Source organism: Streptomyces sp. RLA131 (assembly GCF_056270125.1).
This window is the reverse complement of sequence record NZ_JBWDOQ010000002.1, coordinates 8,342,063-8,357,865: the sequence shown is the minus strand read 5'-3', so window position 1 is coordinate 8,357,865 and position 15,803 is coordinate 8,342,063. Positions and strand designations below refer to the sequence as shown.

Genomic DNA, 15,803 nt, shown 5'->3' with positions numbered 1-15,803 from the left:
TGCTCGTCCATGTCACCGCGGCGTTCCTGCTCACGCCGCGGTCGTTGCGCCCGCTCGTCGGGCACCAGCACGATGCCGGCCACCAACTTCCCTTGCCATGTTCCTCCCGTCCATGGGAACCGTCGGCGGTGCGCTGGGCGCTGGCTGGGAGGACGACCGTAGGGTGGCCGGGCCGCCTACGGGGGGGCAGTCAGGGGGTGGGTGAGCGCCGGGACGCGGGCCGGCCCGCCACCGGCCGAGGCTCCTCGGGGCCCGTGGCGCGGACCAGGTTGCCGGTCTTTTCCCGGTGCTCGTGCACGAGACGGATCGCCATGGCACCCTCACCGGCCGCCGAGGCCACCCGTTTGACCGAGCCACTCCTGACGTCGCCGGCGGCGAAGACCCCGGGAAGGGTGGTCTCCAGCAGCAACGGACCACGGCCGAGCGAGTCCCACCGGGTCGCGTCGGCCGCCGCTTGGGCGTCGGCGCCGGCGAGGACGAAGCCCCTCTCGTCCAGGGCCAGCACGCCCCTGAGCCATTCCGTGCGCGGCCGGGCCCCGATGAACACGAACAGCGCCGCGGCCCGCAACTCCCGTCGCTCACTGCTTGCGTTGTCCTCCACGATCAGCGACTCCAGCTTCTCCTCCCCAAGGACGCCCCGGACTTCGGTGTGGAGCAGCACCTCGATCTTCGGGTGCCGTTCCACCTGGTCCACCAGGTAGCGCGACATGTCCGCGGTGAGGTCACCGCCCCGGACGAGGAGGTGGACCCTGGACGCGCGGTTCGCGAGGAACAGCGCCGCCTGCGCGGCGGAGTTCCCGCCGCCGACCACGGCGACCGGATCCGCCTGGCAGAGACTGGCCTCGTGGACGGTCGCCGCATAGCAGACGCTGATGCCCTCCAGGCGGTCGATGCCGGGCACCTCGAGCCTGCGATACCACACGCCCGAGGCGACCCGACGCCGGGGTTCAACCCGGGAGAACCGGCCGGCTATCCGGCTCATCAGGCCCTCGAACGCTTCCTGCCAGCGAGCAGGGTCCACGCTGTGACCTGCGGCCATCGCGAGATCGTTAGTCTTCACACCCCGACACCCCGATGATCAGCGGCGGCAGCCTTCCCGCAGCCGATCCACCAGCAAGATCAAGGTCTATGGCTGGAGATCGCGCTGGTACCAAGTGCCTGACTTGCCGCCGAGATCGGCCGGGGTGGCAGGGCCCACCGAGACGAACCCGGCCTTGACCAAGACTTTCTGGGACGCGGCGTTGTCGTGGGAGGTGGCCGCCCGCAGTGTGAGCAGGCCGTGCGTCGCTGTCGCCCTCCGGCACAGCTCCCGGACGCTCGCGGTCGCCACGCCGCGGCCGGCGACCCGCTCCGCGACCCGGTAGCCGAGTCTGGCAGTGCCGTCCTCCAAGTCGTACAGGTTGAACCTGCCGAGTACCGAGCCGTCCTCGGCGACGAGCACGTAGAAGGCGCAGATACCGGCCTCCTGCTCGGCCAGCGAGGCGTTGTACCGGTCGGTGAACTGGTCGAAGAAGTCGTCGCCGCGGTCGGAGATCGAGGCAGCGAAGTAGGTGCGGTTCGCCAACTCGAAGGCCAGGACCGCCGGGGCGTGGCCGTCATCCAGCCGCTTCAGCTCGGGCATTGCCCGACTCTACCCAGATCGTGCGCTGAGGCCACCCGAGTTTCCGCCAGTGGCAGACAGCCCCAAGACCAGGGCACTTAACGATCTACGGCTGGAGTCCTGGTACTCCAGTTGCGCTTCTCCATATGCCCTGGTCACGGGGCCCTTTCGGAGTCTGGTCGGTTGACGTTGCATCAGGTTGGTGGTGGTTCGTGACTCACCCGACAGGGGTGCGTGCGGCGCTGGTAGTGGCATCGGCGGGCGACGGCCTGGTGGCGCCGGCGCCAGCGGGAGCTGCGCGCTGCCGGAGCCCGCGCTCTAGAGTCCCGGAGCAACGCGTCTTCTCGCGGTAGAGAGCTCCTGGGATGCGGGCCTCGGAGCGAGTCAGCAGCTCGACCACGCGGTCGTGGTCCGTGTCGAAGTGAGCATCCCAGATGAGCCGGTCCGGGCGTGTGGGGTGGCCGGTGACCCAGGCAGGCTGAATGTCGAAGCGGTACCACAGTGGCATGGAGCGCATCAGCAGTGCGCTGCGCAGCGGCGTGCTGGCGGTGTACGCCCAGCAGGCATGGTGCGCGGCTTCCTCGTCGGTGAGGCCGTTGTGACGCCACAGCGGCGAGCGCCCGTCTTTCTGATGCCAGTCGGTCTCCTGCCTGAAGACCATGCGTGCGATGTCCATGCCGTGCCAGCGCTGCGAGTCCACGAGGTCGAGGCGCCCACCTGTGGGGACGTGGATCAGGCGCACCCGTCGGCAGGTGAAGTCGATCGGTACGTTGCGCGGGGTTCCGTCCTTGGCGACGTATTAATTCACGGTGCCGGGTCACCCTTGGCGGGTGGAGTTCCCCGTGCCGCTCGCCCTCGCCGCACCCGTCCGGGCGCCGCCGCGCGGCGCCGGCGCGAGCTGGGGGGCCGCGCTGACTCCCGGCGGGCCCGAGCGTCCGTGGACGGAATGCAGATCAGCTCTGGATGGGGCTGTGGGAACAAGCTCCGGTACATCACCGTCCAGCCGGACCTCGTCGCCGAGGTACGCGCTGACACAGCGGTAGACCGCGGCCCGCACCGGCACCCAGTGCGCTACCTGCGTATTGGGGATGACCTCACCCCTGGCGACATCGCGGCGGCGGGGTGACCGATGCGTCGGCGCCTGATGTCTCATGAGACCGGGCAGGGGGCTCCGTCGACGCGGGCCGGGTGGGGTCGCGCTCCAGGCGCGGCACCGACATGGGGCCGGTTCTTGCTCGACTCTGTTCTGTTGCTTGCGGCGGGTCGCCCGTCAGGAAAAGTGCAGGTCGCCGACCAAGTGGACAAGGAAGGGTGTGCAACAGGGTGCCGAGGCTTTTCAGGACTCGGCTGGCCGGCATGGGATCACAATGAGTCGAGGAACCTGCGGACAGCAGTAGCAAAGCCGACCGGGTCGGTTTGATGGACGGTGTGGCCAGTCGGCAGCTGGGTGAGGTAGCGGCCCGGCGAGCGATGACCAGTGACGACTGGCTGGTCAGGGCCACGAGACGCTGAGCGGCAGGTCTCGGTGGAAGACGGCCATAGCCCGGCGGGGGCCGTTGTAGTCGTCGACGATCTTCGTGTCGAAGCCGAGGCTGCCATGGAAGGCGATCGCGAAGTCGGCCACCCCAGCCGGTGCAATGTGTACCCCCATGATGACGATCATGGCAGGCGCCTCGGCCGTTACAGGCGAAGGTCCGCACGGCTTGCGCAAGTTGTGACGCAAGCCTGGGCCCGTGGTGCGGCCTGTTCCCACCCTGCCCTGTCCGGAGTCTCCCGCGCACATTTCGGCGAGTTGCTCGAAGAACTCGCCCCCAAGTGGCAGGCCGCCCGCGAGTCCGCCTGGCGGGAGCGGCGGGGCGGGGAGCGACGACGGCGCTCGGGAACGGGTGGCAGCAACGGAGCCACACGCTCCCACAAGTCGTCCGGCACAAGATCAGTACCGACCCGCACAGCCTGCCGATCAAGATCGCCGGCCGCAAGATCCCGGGCGTCAGTTAATCGCTAGGGCCCGAACGGGCCTTCGTATACGGTACCCGGATGGCTCCTCGGCGTACCCTGCTGCCGCGCTCGACACCGGCCGCCTCGGGGATGTCGTCCCGTTCGATCGCCGCGTTGCTGGATCGGCTTGAGGCACGATCCGTCGAGTGTCACTCCATCATGGTTGTACGCCACGGTCACGTCGTCGCCGAAGGCTGGTGGGCGCCGTACTCGGCCGAACGCCCGCACCTTCTCTACTCGCTGACCAAGTCGTTCACCTCGGTCGCCGTGGGGCTCGCGATCGCCGACGGGATGCTCTCACTGGACGATCGGGTGGTGGATGTGTTGCCCGACCACGTTCCGGGCGACATCTCGGAGCAGGGACGCCGCCTCACCGTTCACCACCTGCTGTCCATGACGGCCGGACATCGCACGGACAGCCTCGCCGAGGCCTGGCAACTGGAACCCGGCGACCTGGTGAAGGGCTTCCTGCGCGTACCGTTTCCCGATGCCGAGGGAACGCGGCACGCCTACGACAATCCGACCACCTTCATCCTGGCCCGGATGGTGGAACGGGTCACGGGCCGCAGCCTCCCGGAACTGCTGGACGAGCGCCTCTTCGAGCCGATGGGCGTCGATCACGCCGAATGGGACCGTGTGGCGAGCGGTGCCGCCTTCGGATTCCACGGACTGCACCTGACGACCGAGGCTGTCGCCGCCTTCGGTGAGTTGCTCCTGCGCGGAGGCACTTGGGACGACCGGCGGCTCGTCCCGCGCGAATGGGTGGAGCTCGCGACCAGACGGCACACCGATACGCTGCGACTCGAGGACGGATCGGGGGACGTCGACTACCTTCGTGGTTACGGTTACCAGTTCTGGATGTCGCGTCACGGCTACCACGGGGACGGCTCATTCGGCCAGCAATGCGTGGTCGTCCCGTCGCACGATCTCGTGGTCGCCGTGACTGGCGGCCATACGCAGGCACAGGCAATGCTTGACGCAATATGGGAGTGCCTGCTGCCCGGCATGGAGGACGCGGGAAGCACCCCGGACGACGAGATCCTCGCCGATCGGCTGCGGCAATTGTCATTGGCACCGGTGCTGGGTTCGGCCGCCCCGGAGCGTTCCGTCAAGGCGAGACTCGACGCCTCCGCCGAGGGCTCGCCTCTGCCCGACGGAACCACGGTGATCGTCGATGTCGTGGACGATGGATGGCTCCTTCGACTCGGGTCGTTCCTCAACGTCGAGGTCGGCCACGGCGAATGGCGGGAAAGTTCGCCGCTCGGCCGCCCTGTCGTCGCGGCCGGCGCCTGGCAGGGCAACACGTTCGTCGCCGAGCTTTACGTCATCACCACACCGCACCGGGTTCGGCTGTCGGTCGACGCCGACGCGGGGACAGCGATAGCGACGTGGAACATCGTGCCCCTGACCGGCCCAAGTCTGGTGTTGCATTTACGCTCGCCGCTGATGACACGGCCCGACGTCGCGTAGGGGATGCGCTTTCCTCCGCAAGGAACCTGTTCTTTGTGAGTAGCTGCAGCTGACGGGGGCTCGCGTGCGTTGTGGACGGGACACTCGCCCAGGTCGCCGCGGCCTGTCTTCCGCCAAGAGCGTCCGTCAGCGATCGACTTCACGGTGGTTGTCGCGCGGCGGACGTCAAGGCGCAGCGTGGTGAGGATCCGCCAGTTCTTCCCATGGGCGAAGGCGTACTCGACGACAGCCCGCCCGGAGGCGATCAGCTTGTTGACCTCCTTCTTCGCCTGTGGCTACACCAGTTCAAACCGACTCCGCATCCGCAACGAGCGCCGCGCCGACCTCCACCAGAGCCTGCTCGAACTGGCCTGCGGCATCATCTGCCTCCGCCGCCCCACAACTTCATTCCGAAACGATCAGCAAGCCGAACCACGAACGGTCGCATCCGCCGGCCACGAGACCGACGAGGAGCAGCCGGCCGATCCTTGCAGTCTCTCCGGTCCCTCCATCAGCTTCCAGATGACGAACTCCCCGTATAGCCTTGCGCTGCGCACGAGGGAGCCCGGGGTGGAGGCTGAGCATTTGCGGGGTCGCGCCGCTGAGACGTGGAAGACGCCGGACCCTGCGGCTGGCTTCCCTTGAACGATCGGCTTTATGACCGGAGGACAGTCCATTGGCAATTCCCGACCCGGTTCAGCCAGACGATATTTTCAAGGCGATCGTGGGAACCGTATTCGGGGACGATAGCCTGGTCCTCTACATCGTCGTAGTCGTCATGGCTCTGCAGGCATGGTTCGCGTGGGCAAAGTCGATGCACGACCGTGCACGTCTCCTGTACACGAGAGCGTCGCAGATTCCCGCAGCAGTGCGCTTGATGTCCGCACTCGGAGTCCTCGTCGCGGTCATAGCACAGACAATCTATCTGGTGCTGAGTTATTTCATCGCCGCTCATCTGCCCAGGGCGGTGAGTTCGACCTCCTCGCCCTCGCAAGTCGATGTCAGAGACTGGCTGATACCTCCCGCATCGCCAATTCACGAGCCAGCGTTTCAGTGGTGCTTCGCAATCGCATCGATGCTCGTGCTCTTCAGCTGGTGGGCCATCCTCCGTGATCACGACAGGAGAAAACGCGACGCGGTTGCCCTAGTGCTGGCGATTGTGGGAGGGATGGCCAGCTTGGCCTTTTTCGTCAACGAGGGCGGCAACAAGCAAATGGGCTTGGTGGCTTTGGTCTACTTCGCTGTGGCGGTGCTGGCACTCTATGCGCCAGGCATCTCCCTGAAACGGGCAGCCACGGAGTGAGGGCCGGTTCCACTGGGCGCAGTCACTCAGGTTGAACTGGCGATGTCGGCGAGCTGGTGACGTTGCTTGATCGTCGCGGTCCGAAGGCACCATGCGGTACGCACAACGGGACGGTCTGACGCCGGCAGAGCGGGAGAAGCGGGGGCGGCTTCGCATGGAGGCAGCCGGGCAGTTCGCGGTTGGGGAGAAGACCGAGGGCATCGCGAGGGATCTGCGGATGAGCGCGCAGTCGGTGCGACGCCGGCGGGCGCGCGTGGCGCGAGGGCGGCACTGACGCTCTGCGGGTCACCGGGCCGATGACCGTCGGGCGGTCGAGCCCGGGGTAGTGGACACGACTGAAGCAGGAGCTCAAGCACGGCGACCTGGCCCACGGCTGCGACGACGAGAGCAGGGGGGACGCTGAAGCGGATCATTTTGCGAAGCTCTGACCGAGCATCGCGAGAACGCGATGCGAACGCCCCGTTGGTCGGACTGGTTTTGATCCGGCCCCACGACGTCAAGATGCTGAGTCACGAAGCGAGGAGAGGCGGAGTGCCCAACCGGCCAAGGCAGGAGAAAGCCCTCGATATCCTGCGTGCCGAGCTGACGGCCGGGCGGCCAACGACGGCTGAGCTGACCATTCGGGCTGCATGGCTGGCCTTCATGCGATTCGGCAGGCAGCGCTTTGCAACAGCGCCCACGCCCGACTCCGACGGCCTGCTCTTCCAATACGGCACGTACGCCTTCAGCGGGCGACCGATGTTCACTGTCGACCTCACTCGCCAGTTCGTCATCAGCGATGACGACGATGGCGAGCACGACCATTACGTGCAGGTTCACTACGAACTCCGCTACGAGCCCGAACCCACCCTGGACGCCCTGGGAAGCTTCGACTCCTGGTTCTTTTACGATACCGATGTGGACCTCGACCAGTGGTTCGCCGTCATGGAGGGCCATCTCGACCTGCTACTCGATCGCGTACCCTGCGAGATCGACCTGTATGAGGAGCCGGTATAGGCGTCGCGGCAGTGGGAGGTCGCGCGCCTGTGTCACGCCAGCAGGACTCGCTTGGGCAGGAGGTAGGAGGTCGAAGCCGGCGCGGCCGAACATCTCGCGCTCAAGCACCTTGATCCGGTGGACGCGCCCTTCAACTGCACCCGAGCCCCAGGGCAGGGTCGGACCGGCGATGACAGCGTCGCGGTCGCGGTCGATGGCGGCGGCCAGGGTATGGAGGCAGGGCAGGTCGTCCTGCCGGACGGCGTGAAACCAGTCCGGCAGACGCTCGCCGTGGCGCTCGGTGAGCATGCGGTAGGCACTCGCTCCCATCGCAATGTCCTCGATCGTCCGGGGGTGTTCACGCGCCACGACTCACTGCCGATCGGCTTAGTGGACGAGTTCCCCGTGGTTGTCAACTTCAGCTTGACGAGGGCGTGCTGGACCTGCCAGCTTGGAAGAAGGTGCACGACACGCTCACGTTCTACCGTTCGTTGTGAACCGTTTGGCGGGAGATGAAGAGCAGCGCAGCGATCTGCCGGCAGCTTAGGCGCTGCGCGACCAGCCGCAGCGCCTCCGTCTCGCGGTCCGTCGGTCGGCACTTGCACATGGAGGACCGGATCCTGCTCTCCAGCGTTTCGCGTCATGGTCTACAAGTTCGGCCCCAATGACCAGTGTCTCCGACGCTGTCGGGCGATAGTGCCGGCGATCCTGCGAGCGGAGGAGGAGGTGACCAGCCAGGGGGGTTCGCTGTCACAGGACAGCCGGAAACCTCACAGCTCGCCGCAACGATCGTCATGCGCGACACGATCGGGATCGTGACGAACGGCCCGCACTCCCGTCGCCTCGGGGTGCGGGCCGTTTCGCCCTTATCTCAAGGCAACAGCACCGTCGGGTGCCATTTCGTCTCGCACTCGATGATCTCCCCGGCCGAGTTCGCGTGGCAGGCTCGGGCGTTGAGGTTCCCAATCGGATAATTGCTGTAGAAGTATGCCTTGGCCGTGCCGACGCCGTTGGTGGAGCAGTCCAGCACTGGGACGGTGCGGTAGTGCCAGTCGTCACTTTGCCATCCGCCCCACGTGTAGGCGATCTCGATGGTCCCGCAGTAGCCGTCGGTGGATGTGTCCTCCACGTACGCCTGGATCGCGGAATACTCGCTGGAGTTCGTCCACTCGTCGACCTCTTGGTACACGCCGCCGGCAACGCTGCTCTCGTCCCCGGAATAATTGTAACCGCGGCCGCCTGGGGAGCTGGTGTCGTAGTGCCAGTCGTCGGTGGCGTTCGCCGCGCCGGGTACGGCGATCAGCAGGCCCAGTGCTGCGATGAGTACGAGCAGTATGCGTTTCACGGTTTTCTCCTATAGATGGTGTGTCGGAGCGCGTACAGAGCGGACCAGTGCCGCCGGTGCTGGCAGCGTCGAAGACTGACTACCAGTGCTTCACATTCGACGGGTGCCGGCGCCTGATTGAGGCCTGGACCCCTTCCACCGCCGACTGCGCCACGACCGGTCTCGCACCACCGCAAGGATTCTGTGCAATCTGCTTGCTCCCCTGTTTGAGTCGGTTCGAGGCCTGGAGGGACTACTTGCGCCCGTCCGCCAGCCTGTCCCACCCGGGCAGGAGGGGCCGAGGTGTTTCAACCTGGCTTGAATCACGGGCTGATGGAAAAATCATGGGCGATCACCAGGCATGGCTCGATCGAGCACGGGGGAAGCAGTGGTCTACCGAATACATTTCACCGCCGAGGACCTGGCCCGGACCCGGGTGGCCGAGGCCGATGCTGGAACTCGCCAACGCGGTACGGGTCCTGCAGGACCGGAATCAGCCGGTGCGGTACGACGTATGGCGACGGCGGTCCTTTGCCCGGTTACCGCAGGAAGCGCGCCTGGCCCTCGATCTGAGCCCACAGGACGATCTGCGGCTGGAGGGCCGCGGGCTGCTGCTGGTGCCCTCACTGTTCGGATCGGAGTCACCGGTCATCGACCCCGATGCCGAGCCCCAGCCCTTCCTGACCTACCCCGCCAACACCGGTGCGCCCCCCACCCCCCTGACCCCCTTCCCCGCAGAGTCCGCGGCCGCAAGCGCACCCGCGGCTCTCACCGCACGGCCGGGTGAGTTGTTGACGCCAAAGTCGGCGACGCCGCTACTTCGTGCGCGTCCATACCCAGATGTCCGTCGAGGAAGCTCACCTGACTCTCGCCTAACGCATAGCCAACCTTCGCGACGCCGCCCCCGGTGCCGGGCGAAGGTGAGGTCATTTCCTCGGTGATTAGCGCGCACGCCAGATGAGTGGCGGGGAAGCGGTGGGGAAGAAGGGCGGGGATGCGTGCTCTCCTGCGGGCCGTCGTCCCGGTAGGGCGAAGGCGCCGGGAGGCCGCATACTCGGTGATCGTCGCGGGGCTGTGGAGCCCTGTCCGCTGAGCGGGTTGAAGGGTGTGGGGGGATATGACCGACGTGAACGATCTGGCCGCGGTGGACGTGGTGAAGGATCCTGCCACACCGGAGCGCCAAGGTGGCGCTCTGGCGCGGTGGTTGCTGCGACACCGGGTGCAGGCGGTCAATCCGACGGCGGAGACAGGTGCTGGCGAGTCTCATGCCTGGTGGAAGGTGATGTGCCTGACTGGCGTGGACTACTTTTCCAGCCTGGCCTACGTGCCGGCCATCGCCGCCCTCGCAGCTGGTGCGGTCTCACCGCTGGCCACGCTTTTGCTCGTGATGCTGACCCTGGTGGGGATGCTGCCGATGTACCGGCGGGTGGCCGGCGAGAGTCCTCACGGGGCCGGGTCGGTGGCGATGCTTGAGGACCTGCTGCCGTTTTGGCGGGGCAAACTGTTCGTCCTGGTCCTGCTCGGGTTCGTGGTGACCTCGTGGATCATCACGATCACCCTGTCCGCGGCCGACGCCTCCGTACATCTGGTGCAGAGCTCCTACGCCCCGCACGCTCTGCAAGGACACGAGGTCGTCATCACCGTGGCGCTCCTGGTGCTCCTCGGCGGAGTGTTCCTGCTCGGGTTCAGCGAAGCCGTGAGCGTGGCCATCCCCCTGGTCGCCGTCTTCCTCGCACTCAACGCGGTGACCATCGGCGTCGGCCTGGTGGACGTGTTCACCAGCCCGGACGCCTTCTCGGCATGGACCAGCGCCCTCACCGAAGGCCGCGGCTTCGGTGACCTGGCCGGACCCGCGCTGCTGGCCTTCCCGCTGCTGGTGCTGGGGCTGTCCGGATTCGAGACCGGGGTGAGCATGATGCCCCTCATCGCCGCCAAGGGCGAGAGCAGCGAGCAGCGGCTGAAGTCCCGCATCCGCAACGCCCGCAGACTGCTCACGACGGCTGCACTTGTCATGAGCGTCTACCTGCTGGCCGCCAGTTTCGTGACCACCGTCCTCATCCCGCACAAGGAGTTCGAGGCGGGCGGCGCGGCCAACGGCCGGGCCCTGGCCTGGCTGGCCCACGAACACGTCGGGGAAGCCTTCGGCACTGCATACGACATCAGCACCATCCTGATCCTCTGGTTCGCGGGCGCCTCCGCGATGGCCGGACTGGTCAACATCGTCCCGCGCTACCTGCCCGCCTACGGCATGGCCCCCGAATGGGGCCGCGCGGTACGCCCCGTCGTACTCGTCTACACAGCCCTGTGCGTCATCATCACCATCGCCTTCGACGCCGCCATCGACGCCCAGGCCGGCGCCTACGCCACCGGCATCCTCGCCATGATGGTCTCCGGTGCCTTCGCCGCCACCGTCTCCGCACTGCGCCGCCGCCAGCGCACCCTGTCCGGGGGATTCGCCGCGCTCACCGCAGTACTGCTCTACGCGCTGGTGGCCAACATCATCGACAAGCCGGACGGCATCACCATCTCCGCGATGTTCATCGTCGGCATCATCACCATCTCGCTGATCTCCCGCATCTCACGCACCACCGAACTGCGCGCAGACAAGATCATGTTCGACGAGGCCGCCCGCCGGTTCATCACCGACACCCTCGCCCACGACAACGCCATCAACATCATCACCAACCGCCGCCAGGCCGGAGACGGCGCCGAATACGCCGACAAGGAACGCGAACAGCGTGCCACCAACCCTGTGCCCGGCCTCGCCGACATCCTGTTCCTGGAGATCGACGTCGTCGACCCCTCCGACTTCAGCGAAACCCTCACCGTCCACGGCGTCGAAATCGACGGGCACCGGATCCTGCGAGCCGAAGCCCCCGCCGCACCGAACGCCATCGCCGCGATCCTCCTCACCCTGCACGACACCACCGGCGTCCAGCCGCACTGCTACTTCGCCTGGGCCGAAGGCAGCCCCCTGACCCACATGTTCCGCTACTTCCTCCTCGGCCGCGGCGACACCGCCCCCCTCACCCGCGAGATCATCCGCCAACACCAACCCGACCCCGCCCGCCGCCCCGGCATCCACGTCGCAGGCTGACACCACACCCCAACCACCCCGACGTGCCGCCGTCTCACGTGCGCGGGCAGGCGGCATGGTCTGCCCGCCCGCGGTATGCGGCGTCAGCGACATGCGTCGCCGCGGTAGTGGCCATCCTGGTCCGACGAATAATCGTCGACGAGGCGGCCGCAGGCGTCGCGCAGGGTGGCGGTGTCGCGGGCGTTGTCCTACAACAGCCCGGACCTTGCCCTGCTGCACGCCGCCGAGGCCAAGTGGGACGGATTCCGGGCCCCGGTATTCGACGCGGGCCCGGGTGGAGCTGCGCTCGAGGCGCAGCACCCGAGATGAGGCCGGCGTTCCCGGAGGTGATGGCCGGGGTCGGCCGCTCCAGGTGCGACCGCACTGGCCGGCGAGCCGGTCGTGCGAACGTCACGCCAGTGGAACCGGAACCCGAGCTGGTGGTAGAAGTCGGCACCGATGTCGCCCCATTTGCTCCGCTGCTCAACGGAGTGAGGAGCGGCGCCGGAGATATCGGCGCAGGGATCACCGGTAGAGCGTTCAGTGGGCTGAACGCTTCGTGGTGGCGGTGGTCTCGGGCGGGTGGTGGGTGTCAGCGTTTGATGCGGCCGCGGACGGCGAGGGCGGCGAGGGCGGCGAGGGCGAGCAGGGTGGGTTCGAGGAGGCGGGAGGCCATCTCGATGTAGGTGCCGGCGGTGGTGAGGTTCTGTCCGGAGGAGCGGAAGACCACGGAGTTGACCACGATGCGAGTGGCTTTCTCCGCGCGTGTCCCCGTCATGCGCCGGGGCCAGCCGCCGGTCAGGACGGGGTCGGGGGCGTTGGTGCTGAAGGTGATCTTGCTGCCGTGGGTGAGGGTGCCGGTGGTGAGCGGGTCGGCGTCGTGGGTGGGCAGGCCCCACAGCATCAGGTCCAGCACGGAGAGATCGATGTCTGGCAGGCCCATCAAGTGCGCCCGGGCGGCGCCGAGGTGGCTATGGGTCTGGTTCCAGCTGGCCTGAAGCGCCTCACGATCAACGGTCATGGCCGTCAGTGTTGCTGGTGCCGTTCGTAGGGTCACGCGGCTTTCGCCGGTCGCCCGCCCCAGCGGATGCCCTTCTCGCTGCGGATCCGAGCACGCTCCCTGCGTTGGGCGGTCAGCACGTCGGGGTGTCGTGCGTTCTGGTTCCGCCAGCGCAGGTAGGCGTGGAGGGCTCGGGTCTGCGCGGCGTGGTTGGGGTGGTTGGAGCTGGCGACGGTGAACTGCCGCAACGGCCCGAAGTGGGCCTCGATGGGGTTGGCCCAGGACGCGTAGGTCGGGGTGAAGCACAGCTCGACCCGGTTCTTCGGCACGAACTGCTGACCTTCACGAGATCATCGAATGGCCGTCAGTACACCGCTCCAGCGGACACACCACACGACTGGGGTCCCTCCGCACCTATCCACACGTTTCAGTTCAACTCGTCCTGCTGACAACCAAGTTGAAGCAACCTCCTCAGTGATCACGAGCAATGCTGTCTGCTAGATTCGCGAAGAACTCGGCCTCAGGCTGAGTACGGGCGGATGTCGGCTGCACTTCGGCGCACAGGCGGCAAGGCATCTTGCGTGATGGCTCCGCACGCCTTCGGACGACTTACGCCATAACAACCAGCACTGTCGAAGGGGCCACGGCCCCGTCGATTGAGATTCGGGGACCCTTGATTACGACAGAGACAGACATACGCCGACGGGACGCCGCGCGACATCGGCCGATCGCGCTGGCGGCGGCGCTGCTAGCGGTGGCCGGGACCATTGCCGTCCCGGCAGCGGCACAGGCTACGGGGGAAAAGACCCTAGTACTCCAGTCGTAGATCGTGATCTTGGGCTTTCCAGTGATCTCCCTGTCGCCGCGAGATGGGAGGTCAACTGCGGGGACACCCCAGCTGCAACTCGGCGAATCCGACAAGGGCCGCCTGAATGGTCCTTGGCCGACGGGCTATCTTGCCGGGCATGCAGACTATGGACTGGAGCGGTGTCCGGGAGCGGACAATCGCTCTCTACGCACGGCGGGGATCGAAGGCCAGCGCCGTTCTCCCGCCGGTTCTAAGTGAGGCTCAGGTGCGTCAGGCCGAGGAACAGTTCGGTGTGGTGTTCCCTGACGACTATCGCCAGTACCTGCTGCGCGTCAGTGCCGGCGGGCGGGTTCGCACGCTTCGGGTCGATCAGCGTGGCTGGCGCTGGGACGGCGACCAGCCTGTGGACCGTGCGAACCTGCATGTGCCGTTCCCGGACCACGACACCGCTCTCGCAGCGAGCGAAGATCTTTGTCTGACCGAACCCCAGGAGGGGGACTACGCCTCTGTTGCGGCCTACCAAGCCGATCACGACGCGTGGCTGGAGACGGCCGATGCCGCCGAGGACGCGCGGACTTCCGGGGCCGTTCCTCTCTGCGATGACGGCTGCGGCTTCTACACCCTCCTCGTGGTCAGCGGACCCATGCGTGGTGCCATGTGGTTCGACGGACGCGCGACCTGCGATCGCCTCAACCCGCTCTTGAACGACGACGGACAGCCCGCCTCCTTCGGCGAGTGGTACCTGGACTGGCTCACCCGCGAGGAGCCGCTGACAACCCCGGAACTGCGTCGTGCGGCAAGCGACCGCTGGCACGCAGGGACGGACGTGCCCATCTGGCTGCGCTGGTTCAGCTCGTGAGTGGTCAGTGCTATCACCCCAAGCCGCGTTCGTACTGGCAGGGGCCGGTGCGGGAATGGGTACGGCCACCGCTGATCATCGGTGTGTGAAGACTGAAGATCACGCGATGGCCGCAGGTCACAGCCTAGATCCTGCCCACTGGCAGGAGGCATTCGAGGGCCTGATGGCGCGGATCGCAGGCCATTTCGCCCGGGTCGAACCCCGACGCCGGGTCCGGCGGTTGGTGCTCGGACTGTTGTCGGACTTGCCTCGCAAGAACTGCTGGACCATCGCCGAGTGGGCCGGGGAGTCCACCCCGGACGGCATGCAGCACTTGCTCAGCCGGGCCAAGTGGGACGCTGACGCGGTCCGTGACGCCCTGCGGGGCTACGTAGTGGAACATCTGCACGACGAGCGGGCGGTGCTGGTGGTCGACGAGACCGGCGACGTGAAGAAGGGCGTCGGCACGGTCGGCGTCCAGCGCCAGTACACCGGGACTGCCGGCCGGATCGAGAACGCCCAGGTTGCCGTCTACATGGTCTACGCCGGTCGGCGCGGGCACGCCGCGGTGGACCGGGAGTTGTACATCCCGCGCTCCTGGACCGCTGACCCTGACCGCTGCCGCGCCGCCGGGCTCGGCGAGCAGACCGCTTTCGCCACCAAGCCGGAACTGGCTGCGCGCATGGTCGCCCGGTTCCTGGACGCTGGCCACCGGGCTGCATGGGTAGCGGGCGACGAGGTCTACGGCGGCAACCCGAAACTTCGGGCTGTGCTGGAGGAACGCGGCACCAGCTACGTCCTCGCGGTGGCTTGCTCGCACGAAGCCGCCACGGGGGCTGGCACGTTCCGCGCGGATGCCCTGGCCAAGAAGGTTCCCAAGCGTGCTTGGCAGAAGCTGACGGCTGGGACCGGGGCGAAGGGTCACCGCTTCTACGACTGGGCCGTCATCGACCTCGCCGCCCCCCGCCCCGGAAGCAGCCAGCTGCTGATCCGCCGCAATCGCAGCACTGGCGAACTCGCCTACTACCGCTGTTACTCGCCCGCCGCAGTGCCGCTGGCCGAGTTGGTGCGAGTCGCTGGATCAAGGTGGCGGGTGGAGGAGTTCTTTCAGTCAGGAAAAGGCCTGGCCGCTCTGGACGAGCACCAGGTCCGCCGCTACGCGTCCTGGTCCCGCTGGGTCACCCTCGCCATGCTCGCCCATGCCTTCCTCGCTGTCGTCCGAGCCGATGAACACGCCCGGCAGTCGGCACCGAACGGCCTCATACCGCTCACCTGCAACGAGATCCAGCGCCTGTTCATCGCCCTCGTCATTCGGCCCGTCCACGATGCCGCCCATCAGCTCGGCTGGTCCGACTGGCGACGGCGCCACCAGGCCCGATCCCAGGCCAACCACTACCGGCGACAAGCCGTTCAAGCCTGAAGATCACCATCT

14 protein-coding genes and 2 pseudogenes are annotated in these 15,803 nt (G+C 67.1%); 7 read left to right on the top strand and 9 right to left on the bottom strand.

What is annotated here, in order from left to right:
* Positions 1-190 precede the first annotated feature (190 nt).
* The 4 genes and pseudogenes from RWE79_RS38855 to RWE79_RS38840 all read right to left on the bottom strand — a co-directional run.
* Positions 191-934: pseudogene (locus tag RWE79_RS38855) on the bottom strand (NAD(P)/FAD-dependent oxidoreductase); the annotation flags it as partial.
* Between the two features lie 192 nt (positions 935-1,126).
* Positions 1,127-1,621, bottom strand: a complete 495-nt coding sequence (locus tag RWE79_RS38850) for a GNAT family N-acetyltransferase (protein ID WP_475945407.1) — start codon at positions 1,619-1,621, stop codon at positions 1,127-1,129.
* 196 nt (positions 1,622-1,817) lie between these two features.
* A complete protein-coding gene (locus RWE79_RS38845; protein WP_475945405.1) occupies positions 1,818-2,276 on the bottom strand; it encodes a hypothetical protein in 459 nt (152 codons plus the stop codon).
* 816 nt (positions 2,277-3,092) lie between these two features.
* Positions 3,093-3,251 (bottom strand): hypothetical protein, encoded by a 159-nt coding sequence (locus RWE79_RS38840; RefSeq protein WP_475945403.1) that lies wholly within the window; start codon positions 3,249-3,251, stop codon positions 3,093-3,095.
* 386 nt (positions 3,252-3,637) lie between these two features.
* On the opposite strand from RWE79_RS38840, the gene RWE79_RS38835 reads away from it, so the two are divergent.
* The 4 genes from RWE79_RS38835 to RWE79_RS38820 all read left to right on the top strand — a co-directional run bounded on the left by RWE79_RS38835 (position 3,638) and on the right by RWE79_RS38820 (position 7,346).
* Complete coding sequence (locus tag RWE79_RS38835; RefSeq protein WP_475945401.1) at positions 3,638-5,068, top strand: serine hydrolase domain-containing protein; 1,431 nt, start codon at positions 3,638-3,640, stop codon at positions 5,066-5,068.
* Between the two features lie 180 nt (positions 5,069-5,248).
* Positions 5,249-5,692: a hypothetical protein gene (locus RWE79_RS38830; RefSeq protein WP_475945399.1), complete on the top strand. Its 444-nt coding sequence runs from the start codon at positions 5,249-5,251 to the stop codon at positions 5,690-5,692.
* 31 nt (positions 5,693-5,723) lie between these two features.
* Positions 5,724-6,350: a hypothetical protein gene (locus RWE79_RS38825; RefSeq protein ID WP_475945397.1), complete on the top strand. Its 627-nt coding sequence runs from the start codon at positions 5,724-5,726 to the stop codon at positions 6,348-6,350.
* Between the two features lie 531 nt (positions 6,351-6,881).
* Positions 6,882-7,346, top strand: coding sequence for a hypothetical protein (locus RWE79_RS38820; RefSeq protein ID WP_475945395.1), 465 nt, complete (start codon positions 6,882-6,884; stop codon positions 7,344-7,346).
* On the opposite strand, the gene RWE79_RS38815 is transcribed toward RWE79_RS38820, so the two are convergent.
* The 3 genes from RWE79_RS38815 to RWE79_RS38805 all read right to left on the bottom strand — a co-directional run bounded on the left by RWE79_RS38815 (position 7,296) and on the right by RWE79_RS38805 (position 8,670).
* Positions 7,296-7,694: a hypothetical protein gene (locus RWE79_RS38815; protein WP_475946450.1), complete on the bottom strand. Its 399-nt coding sequence runs from the start codon at positions 7,692-7,694 to the stop codon at positions 7,296-7,298. The genes RWE79_RS38820 and RWE79_RS38815 overlap by 51 nt on opposite strands.
* A 112-nt stretch (positions 7,695-7,806) precedes the next feature.
* Positions 7,807-7,932: a helix-turn-helix domain-containing protein gene (locus RWE79_RS38810; protein ID WP_475945393.1), complete on the bottom strand. Its 126-nt coding sequence runs from the start codon at positions 7,930-7,932 to the stop codon at positions 7,807-7,809.
* A 264-nt stretch (positions 7,933-8,196) separates the two neighbouring features.
* The gene (locus RWE79_RS38805) at positions 8,197-8,670 is read right to left on the bottom strand and encodes a hypothetical protein (protein ID WP_475945392.1); all 474 of its coding nucleotides are present in this window, start codon (positions 8,668-8,670) and stop codon (positions 8,197-8,199) included.
* 1,096 nt (positions 8,671-9,766) lie between these two features.
* On the opposite strand from RWE79_RS38805, the gene RWE79_RS38800 reads away from it, so the two are divergent.
* The gene (locus RWE79_RS38800; protein WP_475945390.1) at positions 9,767-11,746 is read left to right on the top strand and encodes an APC family permease; all 1,980 of its coding nucleotides are present in this window, start codon (positions 9,767-9,769) and stop codon (positions 11,744-11,746) included.
* A gap of 571 nt (positions 11,747-12,317) precedes the next feature.
* On the opposite strand, the gene RWE79_RS38795 is transcribed toward RWE79_RS38800, so the two are convergent.
* Positions 12,318-12,746 (bottom strand): hypothetical protein, encoded by a 429-nt coding sequence (locus RWE79_RS38795; protein ID WP_475945388.1) that lies wholly within the window; start codon positions 12,744-12,746, stop codon positions 12,318-12,320.
* 32 nt (positions 12,747-12,778) lie between these two features.
* A pseudogene (locus RWE79_RS38790) lies at positions 12,779-13,045 on the bottom strand (IS630 family transposase); the annotation flags it as partial.
* A gap of 612 nt (positions 13,046-13,657) precedes the next feature.
* Here RWE79_RS38790 and RWE79_RS38785 point away from each other — a divergent pair.
* Both RWE79_RS38785 and RWE79_RS38780 read left to right on the top strand, forming a co-directional pair.
* Complete coding sequence (locus tag RWE79_RS38785; RefSeq protein ID WP_475943840.1) at positions 13,658-14,392, top strand: SMI1/KNR4 family protein; 735 nt, start codon at positions 13,658-13,660, stop codon at positions 14,390-14,392.
* A gap of 106 nt (positions 14,393-14,498) precedes the next feature.
* Positions 14,499-15,791, top strand: a complete 1,293-nt coding sequence (locus tag RWE79_RS38780) for an IS701 family transposase (RefSeq protein WP_475946266.1) — start codon at positions 14,499-14,501, stop codon at positions 15,789-15,791.
* The last annotated feature ends 12 nt before the right edge of the window (positions 15,792-15,803 follow it).

Coding starts and splice junctions, on each gene's coding strand:
- RWE79_RS38850 (WP_475945407.1), bottom strand. CDS start 1,621: ATGCCCGAGCTGAAGCGGCTGGATGACGGCCACGCCCCGGCGGTCCTG.
- RWE79_RS38845 (WP_475945405.1), bottom strand. CDS start 2,276: ATGGACATCGCACGCATGGTCTTCAGGCAGGAGACCGACTGGCATCAG.
- RWE79_RS38840 (WP_475945403.1), bottom strand. CDS start 3,251: ATGGGGGTACACATTGCACCGGCTGGGGTGGCCGACTTCGCGATCGCC.
- RWE79_RS38835 (WP_475945401.1), top strand. CDS start 3,638: ATGGCTCCTCGGCGTACCCTGCTGCCGCGCTCGACACCGGCCGCCTCG.
- RWE79_RS38810 (WP_475945393.1), bottom strand. CDS start 7,932: ATGTGCAAGTGCCGACCGACGGACCGCGAGACGGAGGCGCTGCGGCTG.
- RWE79_RS38800 (WP_475945390.1), top strand. CDS start 9,767: ATGACCGACGTGAACGATCTGGCCGCGGTGGACGTGGTGAAGGATCCT.
- RWE79_RS38795 (WP_475945388.1), bottom strand. CDS start 12,746: ATGACCGTTGATCGTGAGGCGCTTCAGGCCAGCTGGAACCAGACCCAT.
- RWE79_RS38785 (WP_475943840.1), top strand. CDS start 13,658: ATGGTCCTTGGCCGACGGGCTATCTTGCCGGGCATGCAGACTATGGAC.
- RWE79_RS38780 (WP_475946266.1), top strand. CDS start 14,499: ATGGCCGCAGGTCACAGCCTAGATCCTGCCCACTGGCAGGAGGCATTC.